The sequence below is a fragment of the Pseudomonas cichorii genome, from assembly GCF_015471405.1.
GTDB lineage: Bacteria > Pseudomonadota > Gammaproteobacteria > Pseudomonadales > Pseudomonadaceae > Aquipseudomonas > Aquipseudomonas serbiensis.
The window spans coordinates 221,119-232,476 of sequence record NZ_BLVZ01000005.1; the positions used below are offsets into that span (position 1 = coordinate 221,119).

Genomic DNA, 11,358 nt, shown 5'->3' on the forward strand with positions numbered 1-11,358 from the left:
CTGCTTCAAAATCGGTAACCTGCGCCGATCAAAGGCGTGAAACAGCCGAGGATGCGGAATTTACACCTGTAAATGAGCATCCAACGCTGTTTCGTTGCAACTGGATACGGCGCAATCGAGAATGAACAGGTTCTGCGAAGGAGAAACATTGTGAGTGAGTTAATTCGCGTACCCGACATCGGCAACGGTGAAGGTGAAGTCATTGAGTTGCTGGTCAAGGTCGGTGATCGTATCGAAGCCGACCAAAGTATCCTGACCCTTGAATCCGACAAGGCGAGCATGGAAATCCCTGCTCCCAAGGCCGGCGTCATCAAGGTTCTGAAGGTCAAGCTGGGCGACCGCCTGAAAGAAGGCGACGAGCTGTTTGAACTGGAAGTCGAAGGCGAAGCTGCTGCTCCGGCCGCTGCTGCCGAACCTGCACCGGCTCCTGCCGCCGCCGAGAAACCGGCCGAAGCTCCAGCCGCTGCACCTGCGCCAGCACCAGCTGCCAGCGCCACCGTTCAGGACATCCACGTTCCGGATATCGGTTCGTCGGGCAAGGCCAAGATCATCGAAGTTCTGGTCAAGCCAGGCGACAGCATCCAGGCCGACCAATCGCTGATCACTCTGGAATCCGACAAGGCAAGCATGGAGATCCCGTCTCCTGCCGCTGGCGTGGTCGAGAGCGTCGAAGTCAAGCTGGAACAGGAAGTCGGCACCGGCGACCTGATCCTGAAACTGAAAATCGCAGGCGCCGCGCCTGCCGCTGCACCAGCTCCGGCTGCCAGCGCTCCGGCAGCGGCCCCGGCCAAGGCTGAAGCAGCTCCGGCTGCCGCGCCTGCTGCCAAGCCAGAAGCCGCTCCAGCTCCAGCAGCCGCTCAAAGCGGTGCCAAGGTTCACGCAGGCCCGGCAGTTCGCCAACTGGCTCGCGAGTTCGGCGTCGAGCTGAGCGCTGTCAGCGCAACCGGTCCACACGGCCGCGTGCTGAAAGAAGACGTACAGGTTTACGTCAAGGCCCAACTGCTGAAGGCCAAGGAAGCACCAGCCGGCGGCGTAAGCGGCGGCACAGGCATCCAGCCGATTCCGGAAGTCGACTTCAGCCGTTTCGGCGAAATCGAAGAAGTACCGATGACCCGCCTGATGCAACTGGGCGCGAGCGGTCTGCACCGCAGCTGGCTGAACATTCCGCACGTCACGCAATTCGACCAGGCCGACATCACCGACCTGGAAGCTTTCCGTGTTGCGCAGAAGGCCGCTGCAGAGAAGGCTGGCGTCAAGCTGACCGTTCTGCCACTGCTGCTCAAGTCCATCGCGCACCTGCTCAAGGAGCTGCCGGACTTCAACGCCTCGCTGGCACCAAGCGGCAAAGCGGTCATCCGCAAGAAATACGTACACATCGGCTTCGCCGTGGACACCCCGGAAGGCCTGCTGGTCCCTGTGATCCGCGACGTCGACCAGAAAAACCTGCTGCAACTGGCAGCCGAAGCAGCCGCACTGGCTGAAAAGGCACGCAACAAGAAGCTGACCGCGAACGACATGCAAGGCGCATGCTTCACGATCTCCAGCCTCGGCCACATCGGCGGCACCGGCTTCACGCCGATCGTCAATGCACCGGAAGTCGCGATCCTGGGCGTTTCCAAGGCAACCATCCAGCCAGTCTGGGACGGCAAAGCCTTCCAGCCGAAACTGATGCTGCCTCTGTCGCTGTCCTACGATCACCGCGTAATCAACGGCGCGGCTGCTGCCCGCTTCACCAAGCGCTTGAGCGAATTGCTGGCGGATATCCGCACAATCCTGCTGTAAGCCAGAGCAGGCCCGCCGCGTGGCGGGCCTTGCTACTTGTTTGCGAGCCCACGCTCGAACCTCACCCCGCCTTCAACAGTTTGTTCAAGCGGGGCTTTTTTTGCCTGTTGTCCCGGTTATATACCTCGGCAAAGCCCCCGTTTTCTGAACTGACCGCCTGTATTACCGAGCCAGGTCAACCGACCGACACTTTTATAGCACTAAGCCACCGCGCTCTCTTGTAAGCCCGCGCTGCATGATGCAACCTTGCCGTACGCGAAAGTGACAAGGGCCAATGCCCTCACGCGATCAGTATTCCGGAAGCGAGTTTGTTCATGAAAAGCCAAACCGATGCTGCCGGCAGAACGGCAGCCGAGGTAGTAACGCAATTGCCGGTGCCTTCGCGCCTGGGCATGCTGCGTTTCGAGCGGCTTAATGAAGCCAATTGGGCGCTGCTGTTTCTCGATCCTAACTGCGAAAAACAGTTCGGCCTGCCTGCCGTGGAACTCTGCGCCCTGATCGGTTCGCCCTACGCCAGCCTGATGGAGCCGGAGGCGCGCTATCAGCTGCATGACGAGATCCAGCTACAACTGGCATCCGCTCCGTTTTATCTGGTCCGCTATACGCTGCACACCCCCAAAGGCCCGCTGGGTCTTCTGGAAATCGGTGAAGCCTACAAACAACACAATCGTCATCTGCTGCGCGGGTATTTCCTGGTCGTCGAAGGGCTGCTTGCCGAAAGTGAACAGACGTTCGGCCCGGATCTGGAAACCCAGAACTCACGCCTGCAGATTGCTCTGGAACTCAATCAGCGTGCGCAGCGTGACCAGCTCGCTCATCTGGAGCGTGTCCGCGCTCAGCAAGAGCTGATCCTGCGCCTGACACGCCATCGCTACAACACTGCCAACTCGGTGCTTGAAGCCGCAGAACTGATCACCAAAAGCGCCTGTGATATCTACGATGTCGACCGTGTCGGTATCTGGAGCCTCCACGAGCAGCGTATGGAGTCGATTGCCGACTATCACCGGCAAAGCTGCGATTATCAGGTGCGAAAACCACTTGATATCAGTCAGTACCCCAATTATCTGGACGCCTTGCACAACAGCCGGGCAATCGATGTCAGCAACGTGCAGAACGATCCACGCACTCGCGAGATCGCCGACACTCTCTTGCCACAAGGCATCAATGCCATCCTGGACGCCAGTATCCGCATCGATGGCCAGGTCGTCGGTGTTCTGTGCCTTGAGCAGACCGGCTCGACCCGAGAGTGGCAACCTGACGAAATAACCTTTGCCGGCGAGCTGGCCGACCAGTTCGCGCAAGTCATCAACAACCACAGCCGACGTGCCGCAACCAACGCGCTGTACCTGTTCCAGCGTGCCGTCGAGCAAAGCGCCAACGCCTTCCTGCTGGTCAACTGCGACGGCGTGGTCGAGTACGTCAACCCAAGCTTCACGGCCATCACCCAGTACAGTTCCGAAGAAGTTCACGGCCACAAGCTGTCGGAACTGCCGGCGCTGGAAAACCTCAATGCATTGCTGCTCGACGCCAACTCCAGCCTGACCAAAAGCAACAGCTGGCAAGGCGAGTTCAAGAGCCGTCGCAAGAACCTGGAACCCTACTGGGGCCAGCTGTCGATTTCCAAGGTCTATGGCGACAACCGCGAGTTGACGCACTACATCGGCATTTACGAAGACATCACCCAGAGCAAACTCGCGCAGCAGCGCATCGAGCGCCTGGCTTACACCGACAACCTGACTAACCTGGGCAACCGGCCAGCCTTCATCCGCAATCTGGATGAGCGCTTCGCCAGAGACAGCGATACGCCCATGAGCCTGTTGCTGGTGGATATCGACAACTTCAAGCGAATCAACGACAGCCTGGGCCATCAGACGGGCGACAAGCTGCTGATCAGCCTGGCTCGCCGCCTGCGCAATACCCTCAGCCCGTCCGACATACTGGCGCGGTTTGCCAGTAACGAGTTTGCCGTGCTGCTCGACCAGAGCGGGCTTGAAGCCGGGCAGAACGTTGCCAGTCAGGTGCTGGCGACTCTGGACAAACCTATGTTCGTCGATAACCAGCTCATCAGCGTCACCGGTTCAGTCGGCCTGGCCTGCGCGCCGCTGCATGGCCGCGACCCGCAGACCCTGATGAAAAACGCCGGTCTGGCGCTGCACAAGGCCAAAGCCAACGGCAAGCATCAGGTTCAGGTCTTCACCGAAGCGCTCAACGCCGAAGCCAGTTACAAACTGTTCGTCGAGAACAACCTGCGTCGAGCCCTGACCCAGAATGAACTCGAAGTCTTCTACCAGCCCAAACTGTGCCTGCGCAGCGGCCGTCTGCTGGGCATGGAAGCCCTGTTGCGCTGGAACCACCCGGAAAAAGGCATGATCCGGCCGGACCAGTTCATCAGCGTTGCCGAAGAAACCGGCCTGATCATTCCAATCGGCAAGTGGGTGGCACGTCAGTCCTGCCGCATGAGCAAAGCGCTGACTGCTGCCGGATTCGGTAACTTGCAGGTGGCGATCAATGTCTCGCCCAAGCAGTTCTCCGACCCGGACCTGGTCTCTTCCATCGCCTCGATTCTTGAAGAAGAAGCACTCGATGCGTCTCTGCTGGAACTGGAACTGACCGAAGGCCTGCTGCTGGAAGCCACCGAAGACACTCGCCAGCAACTCGACTCGCTGAAAAAACTGGGCCTGTCGCTGGCGATGGATGACTTCGGTACAGGCTATTCGTCCTTCAGTTACCTGAAGAAATTCCCCATCGATGTGATCAAGATCGACCGCAGTTTCATCCGCGATATTCCGGATGACGAGGACGACATGGAAATCACCTCGGCGGTGATCGCCATGGCCCACAACCTCAAGCTCAAAGTCGTGGCCGAAGGCATAGAAACCGCGGCTCAATTGAAGTTTCTGCGCCGCCATCGCTGCGACGTGGGCCAGGGCTATCTGTTCGACAAGCCGATCCCCGGCGAAGAACTGATCGAAAAACTGCAACGCTACCCGCGCCGACCGTCGGCCTGACCCCCCTTCCCTGTACACCGGACTCTCGGGCACACTGTCGGACTGTTTATCCCTCTAATCTGTTTTCACTTATCGAGAGGATATGGTTCATGACTCTTCGCTCGGAAATTCTAGTGAACAAAAATGTACTCCCTACCGCCCAGCAAGCACTGCCAGGCCGTGAAACACCTATCGCCGTTCCGGAACAGCACTTCGTCAACGGCAACCCATTGCTGGGGCCATTCTCGGGCACGGTTGAGTTCGCGATCTTCGGCATGGGTTGCTTCTGGGGCGCGGAACGACGCCTATGGCAACAACCTGGCGTGGTCAGCACCGCTGTGGGCTATGCAGGCGGCATGACACCAAACCCTACCTATGAAGAAGTCTGCTCGGGCCTGACCGGCCATAGCGAAGTGGTTCTGGTGGTGTATGAGCCAGAGGAGATCAGCTACGAATCGCTGCTCAAGACATTCTGGGAAGCGCACAACCCGACCCAGGGCATGCGTCAGGGCAACGATATCGGCACTCAGTACCGTTCGGTGATCTACTGCACCAAGCCAGAACAGCTCGATGCAGCCAAAGCCAGCGAAAAAGCCTTCCAGGCCGAGTTGAGCAAAGCCGGGCTGGGCGAGATCACCACCGAAATCGACCAGGCTCCGACCTTCTACTACGCCGAAGCGTACCACCAGCAATACCTGGCCAAGAACCCACAGGGTTATTGCGGACTGGGCGGGACAGGCGTCTGTTTGCCGGCGTAGCCGGAAGCTAAAAGCCGCAAGCTGCAAGCTGCAAGCGCTTTTAACTTGAAGCTTGCGGCTTACAGCTTGCAGCTCCCCCCTATTCCGCTATCAACCAATCCATCTTCCAGCCACCCTGGGTCTGTCCCAGTTTCGCGGCCAGGTAAGGCATCAGTTCGCGCAGTTCCTCTTCAAGCCCCCAAGGCGGGTTGGCGATCGCGAGACCTGAGCCGTTTAGGCTTGCGGGGGTGTCCAGTGGGTGAACATACAGCTCGACGCGCAGGAGCTTCGGCGCGCCGGTTTCGGCCAGGTCCTGGTAGAAGCGCTTGAGCTGGCGCTGGTCCTTGACGGGATACCAGATCGCAGCAACAGTCTGGCGCATGCGGCCGATGGCTTCCTTGAGGGCGACCGCACAGCGTTTCATCTCATCAAGCTGCTCGAAAGGCGGGTCAATCAGCATCACCGCACGCTTTTCGGCAACCGGCAGCAAGGCTCGCGGAACATGCCAGCCTTCACCCAGATGTACGGCAACCCGACGATCACCCTTCATGTTTTCCTTGAGCAACTGCCCGTCCTGAGGGTGCTTCTCGTTGAGCAGCACGCGCTCACGTTCACGGGTCAGGCGACGGGCCAGTTCCGGTGATCCGGGGTAATAGCGCAGTTCGCCATCGGGGTTCATGTCGTGCAGCACTTGCAGGTAATCGGCGGCCAGCGCAGGCAGGTCCGGCGCGTTCCACAGGCGCCCGATACCTTCCAGCCATTCACCGGTGCGGGTGGCCTGATCGCCCTTGAGATCGTAAAGCCCCAGCCCCGCGTGGGTGTCGAGGTAGGCGAAAGGTTGCTCCTTGCGCGCCATGAGGGCGATCAAGCGAGTCAGGGTCAGGTGTTTGAACACATCGGCATGGTTGCCAGCGTGGAAGGCGTGACGGTAATTCATGGCAGCTCCTGGAAGGCTGCGCAGTTTAGCAAAACTCGGGCGGGAACAAGACAGTGCTTTCAAGGGTAAGGGTGAATGGCTTTAATCACCCTTCCGGTAAGTTGCGCTTTACAAGATCCAGCATTGCCACACTACAAGGCATAAATGGAAATCCACTTCCTGTCAGGATGAGTGGTATAGAGACGATTACCCTGACGGTTCAAGACAGCGTCCCCTACAGAGTGAAAGAAGTCGATGCGCGTCGCTGTTTTCTCCGTCGTATCGACTCTATACAAATCAAAATTACAGGAATGAATGGCGTACACATACTTATCGTCCGCTGTTCCCCCGATGATATTGACCGGGTAACCCCGTGAACCAAACTCCAGTGTGTACAGGATCTTGTGAGTTGCCGTGTCCGTCACAAACATCTCATCAAAACCGCCGACATAAAGCTGTCTGCCATCCGAACTGACTGCCATGGAGCAGGGATTTCTGAAACCTGGAATATCCACTTGCGAATAATCCCGTGTATCAATCATCGCTACGGCACTGTCGGGATCATCGGCAAGTTCTGAAGCATAGATGTAGTGCCCATCCGGGCTGACTGCCATGACCAGAGCCGCATTCGACATTCTGCCCAGGTCAAAATTACTCTCGGCATTGTAATCAACGGCATCCACCATGCGGATAAGACCGCCCGGCGCGTAACGGAAAGACAAGCATATAAAACTCCCGTCCGGGCTGGCCGCAATTCTATCGACCCCCTCCGAATCGAGGATAGCGACGAGCTTGTTGCGCTGGATATCAATGACAGAGCATTCATCTTCCCCGGCCACATAGAGCTTGCGTCCATCCGGGCTGACAGCCACATCGCCCACACAGCCTCTCTGCAGGCTGGATACAACTTCACGGCTGTCAATATCGATAAAACTGACCCGACTCCCGTCTTCATGAGAGACAAAAAGCATCGTGTCATCAGGGCTTACATCTATCTCCTTGGGTGCGAAACTCAAAGGAATACTGGCAAGAAGTCTTGCCTCATGCGGAGGTGATAGCGGAAAGGGAAACTCTGTTCTTTGGCTTGGAAAAACCGTGCCTGGAAATATTTTTCTTTGCATTTAACCCACCAATCCCTTGGCCTGTTCAGACCATCATTCGAGAAAACAGGTGCTGCCTTTAAAGCGTCAAGCATTAGCCAATCAATCATGTGCTTCACTGGATGAGTCATTACCCAGTCGAGCCCTCCTTTTTAGCCAGAAATAACAGGGGATTATTGAATACCCAAGGCGATAAGTTGGGTACTGTCAGAAATGACAGGTGAAACGAAAAAAACCGACCATTGATCGACTTTCCTCTGATAGAACCTGACTGAAAACGACATGCTCGTAGGTAATCGAGCCATTCACTGCAAGCGGGGTTGATGCGGCAGCAGCGCACTACCAGAATCGAGGCCTTACCCGATCAAAGGAACACTCGTCATGATGCATGCGGATTTGATTGATCAAGAAGACTTGCTGAGCCAGCTCAGGGCACTGGGGTTTGAGATGCCCAGTGGCGCAACAGCCGAGCAGGCCTGTACGCAAGCGGTGTGTGGCCTGACCGATGAACGCGCAACAGCCTTGCGGCGTCTGGTCGAACAATTGCTGACCGGCAGTGCAACCATATTGCCAGCGGTACGTCAGGCCATCGATCAGCAATTGCTGCCAGCACTGGCGACCTATAAACAGAATCACGGCTAAAGCAGGAAAGAAACCGGGCGCATGCTCGATGCGCCCTCTGTGGAATCAATACTCGATCCGCACATCCCCCTTGGGCACGCTACAGCACGACAGGATGTAACCTTCTTCGACATCCTCGTCGGTAATCCCGCCATTGTGCTCCATCTCTACTTCGCCACTGAGTTTCATGACCTTGCAGGTTCCGCAGATGCCCATGCCGCAGGCCTTGGGAATCATCAGGCCCAGCTTGGAAGCCGCTGCATGGACGGTTTCGCCCGGCGCGACGCGGATACTCTTGCCGGTGTCGGTGAACTCAACCTGATGCAGGTCAGCCAGATCGATATCCGGCGCATCCGCAGCGATCTCGGCATGTTCCACGGCCTCGGCGCGGACTTCCGGTGGCGTCGCGCCAAACGACTCTTCATGGTACTGCGCCATGTTGAAGCCGCTTTCCTGCAACATGCGCTTGACCGCACTCATGTACGGCGTCGGCCCACAACAGAACACCTCGCGATCCTTGTAGTCCGGCGCCATCAGCTCCAGCATTCTCTGGTTCAGGTAACCGCGATAACCGGCCCATGGCTCGCCGAGGCCGTGCTTCTCACAGATCAGGTGCAGGCTGAAGTTATCGATCCGCGAAGCCATGTGTTCCAGCTCGCGGTGATAGATGATGTCCTTGGGTGAGCGGGCGCTGTGTACGAACACCATGTCGACATTGGCGTTGGTGTCGTAGAACCAGCGGGCCATGGACATGACCGGGGTGATGCCGACGCCACCGCTCAGGTAGAGAATCTTCGGGTTCGGGAAGTCGATGGCATTGAACAACCCGACCGGCCCGTGTACCGCCAGCTCCTGGCCTTCATGCAGCGTATCGTGCAGGTAATTGGAAACCTTGCCGCCCGGCACGCGCTTGACGGTGATGGAGAAACTGTACGGCACCGACGGCGAGCTGGAAATGGTGTATGAGCGCATGATGGGCAGGCCATCGATTTCCAGCTCCAGGGTAACGAACTGGCCCGGCTTGAAAAAGAACAGGATCGGCTGGTCGGCCATGAAGCAGAAGGTCCGCACATCCCAGGTTTCCTGGATCACCTTGACGACGCGCACAAGATGGCGGCCATTGGCCCATGTCTGGGTGGTTACCGGGTTGAGAAAGCTCTGGGACATACTTGATCTCCACGACCGACTGTCGGCCTTTTATGATGGGGATTCTGCGTAACGCGCAGGAGGCGCATTTACCTATCAACGACATTCACGTACTTACGGCGACCAGCCCCCATAGACCGTGGCTTCCCTAGTCGGGAACGGATTCGGCCATGTCGCCCATGGATAAGGTTCAGTCCGCGCCCAGCTCCACACTCCGGAACAGCCACGAAAGAATTCACAAGCATGAGCGATCCCGAATCGTCTTGCGTGCAGTGCTGCAAAGAACCGTATTAGCCACATTCGCAGGCCGCCATAGATGCGGTCATGAGGGAACTTGAAAAATGGACATCACCGCAACCTTGAGCCTTGGCGACCCACTGGAACCAGCACGCAAGGCCACTGCCGAGATGCTGCAGAATCGCGAACGCACCTATTCGCTGCCGCAGCCTTTCTACAGTGATGACCGACTGTTTGAAATCGACATGCAGGAAATCTTTCACAAAGAATGGCTGATTGCGGGGATGACGTGCGAAATCCCGGCCAAGGGCAACTACCTGACGTTGCAGATCGGCAAGAACCCGATCCTCGTCGTGCGCGCCCCGGACGGCAGCGTAAATGCATTCCACAATGTCTGCCGTCACCGCGGCTCACGCCTGTGTACCGGCGAGAAAGGCAAGGTCGCCAAGCTGGTCTGCCCTTACCACCAGTGGACGTACGAGCTGGACGGACGCCTGCTGTACGCGGGTACCGAGATGGGCGACGACTTCGACATGAAGAACTTCAGCCTCAAGCCCGTGAACGTCAAGACCGCAGGCGGCTATATCTTCATCAGCCTGGCGGAGAATCCACCCGCCATCGATGAGTTCCTCGCCACGCTCAAGCACTACATGGAACCCTACGACATGGAAAACACCAAGGTGGCGGTACAGACCACCTTGATGGAAAAGGCCAACTGGAAGCTGGTGATCGAAAACAACCGCGAGTGCTATCACTGCAACGGCTCACACCCGGAGCTGTTGAAAACCCTGCTGGAATGGGACGACGTCACCGACCCGCGTGCCGATCAGACCTTCAAGGACCATGTGGCCGCCTCCGCCGCAGCCTGGGACGCCGAGAAGATTCCCTACGCACACGCCAGCTTTGGCCTGCGCAACCGCATAGTGCGCATGCCGCTGCTCAAGGGCACCGTGTCCATGACCATGGATGGCAAGGTCGGCTGCAAGAAGCTCATGGGCCGTATCCAGAACCCGGATCTGGGCTCGATGCGCATCCTGCACTTGCCGCACTCCTGGAACCACTGCATGGGCGATCACATCATCGTCTTCACGGTATGGCCGATCAGCGCTCAGGAAACCATGGTCACGACCAAGTGGATCGTCCACAAGGATGCCGTGGAAGGTGTCGATTACGACGTGGAGCGCATGCGCCAGGTCTGGGATGCCACCAACGATCAGGACCGTCGCCTGGCCGAAGAGAACCAGCGCGGTATCAACTCCAGCGCCTACCAGCCAGGCCCGTACTCCAAGACCTATGAGTTCGGCGTGGTCAACTTCATCGACTGGTACAGCTCCCGCGTTCTGGAGAACCTCGGTGCAGAACCGGCTCCATACCTCAAAGGCGTAGCGGTCAACCACGAGTAACCCTGGCGGAGTTGGGTGTTGATCAAAAAACATCCAACTCCCTCGCAGGCCAGCTCTGCCGCCCTCTTCCGGGGTCAGCGAACAACTTATCCACAGAGCAACCCACAGCAATTGTGGGAAAGTCATCTTCCCGGCTCTCGAAAATCCAGAAAAAACCGAGACTTAGTGATTGTTGCAATTGCGGAACAATCTGATCATTTTTTGACCAAACCTTTGAAAGCCTTGTATTCAATGGGCTGTAAAGGAACACGAACACCTTATCCACAGAAGCGCCAACAGACTTTGGGGGCAACTTCGGATCTGGAGGCTATGGACTGTGGAAAACTGCTCAAGACGTGATGCAGCAAGGCTTCAAAGCGAGCTTTATGCCGATTGACGATCAATTGATCATTTTTTATACGAAAGCTTGTAAGCCACGTTTTATATGGC

9 protein-coding genes are annotated in these 11,358 nt (G+C 57.4%); 6 read left to right on the forward strand and 3 right to left on the reverse strand.

Features of this window, described 5'->3' with window-relative positions:
* Positions 1-150: 150 nt before the first annotated feature.
* From aceF to msrA, 3 genes are all read left to right on the forward strand, one after another.
* Positions 151-1,782, forward strand: coding sequence for a dihydrolipoyllysine-residue acetyltransferase (aceF, locus tag JL015_RS09100; protein ID WP_201018228.1), 1,632 nt, complete (start codon positions 151-153; stop codon positions 1,780-1,782).
* A 314-nt stretch (positions 1,783-2,096) separates the two neighbouring features.
* Positions 2,097-4,790 carry a sensor domain-containing phosphodiesterase gene (locus JL015_RS09105; protein ID WP_201001700.1) on the forward strand — a complete coding sequence of 898 codons (2,694 nt, stop codon included), beginning with the start codon at positions 2,097-2,099 and terminating at the stop codon, positions 4,788-4,790.
* 89 nt (positions 4,791-4,879) lie between these two features.
* Complete coding sequence (gene msrA / locus JL015_RS09110) at positions 4,880-5,527, forward strand: peptide-methionine (S)-S-oxide reductase MsrA (RefSeq protein WP_201018229.1); 648 nt, start codon at positions 4,880-4,882, stop codon at positions 5,525-5,527.
* A gap of 79 nt (positions 5,528-5,606) precedes the next feature.
* On the opposite strand, the gene JL015_RS09115 is transcribed toward msrA, so the two are convergent.
* Positions 5,607-6,443, reverse strand: coding sequence for a 23S rRNA (adenine(2030)-N(6))-methyltransferase RlmJ (locus JL015_RS09115; RefSeq protein ID WP_201018230.1), 837 nt, complete (start codon positions 6,441-6,443; stop codon positions 5,607-5,609).
* A 131-nt stretch (positions 6,444-6,574) separates the two neighbouring features.
* Positions 6,575-7,543, reverse strand: coding sequence for a WD40 repeat domain-containing protein (locus tag JL015_RS09120; RefSeq protein ID WP_236250193.1), 969 nt, complete (start codon positions 7,541-7,543; stop codon positions 6,575-6,577).
* A gap of 360 nt (positions 7,544-7,903) precedes the next feature.
* Here JL015_RS09120 and JL015_RS09125 point away from each other — a divergent pair, with 360 nt between their 5' ends.
* The gene (locus tag JL015_RS09125; RefSeq protein ID WP_095067247.1) at positions 7,904-8,164 is read left to right on the forward strand and encodes a hypothetical protein; all 261 of its coding nucleotides are present in this window, start codon (positions 7,904-7,906) and stop codon (positions 8,162-8,164) included.
* A gap of 45 nt (positions 8,165-8,209) precedes the next feature.
* Here JL015_RS09125 and gbcB read toward each other — a convergent pair whose 3' ends face one another.
* A complete protein-coding gene (gbcB, locus tag JL015_RS09130; RefSeq protein WP_201018231.1) occupies positions 8,210-9,310 on the reverse strand; it encodes a glycine-betaine demethylase subunit GbcB in 1,101 nt (366 codons plus the stop codon).
* A gap of 320 nt (positions 9,311-9,630) precedes the next feature.
* Here gbcB and gbcA point away from each other — a divergent pair, with 320 nt between their 5' ends.
* Complete coding sequence (gbcA, locus tag JL015_RS09135) at positions 9,631-10,929, forward strand: glycine-betaine demethylase subunit GbcA (protein WP_201018232.1); 1,299 nt, start codon at positions 9,631-9,633, stop codon at positions 10,927-10,929.
* Positions 10,930-10,947: 18 nt separating this feature from the next.
* Positions 10,948-11,268: a hypothetical protein gene (locus tag JL015_RS09140; protein ID WP_201018233.1), complete on the forward strand. Its 321-nt coding sequence runs from the start codon at positions 10,948-10,950 to the stop codon at positions 11,266-11,268.
* Positions 11,269-11,358 lie beyond the last annotated feature (90 nt).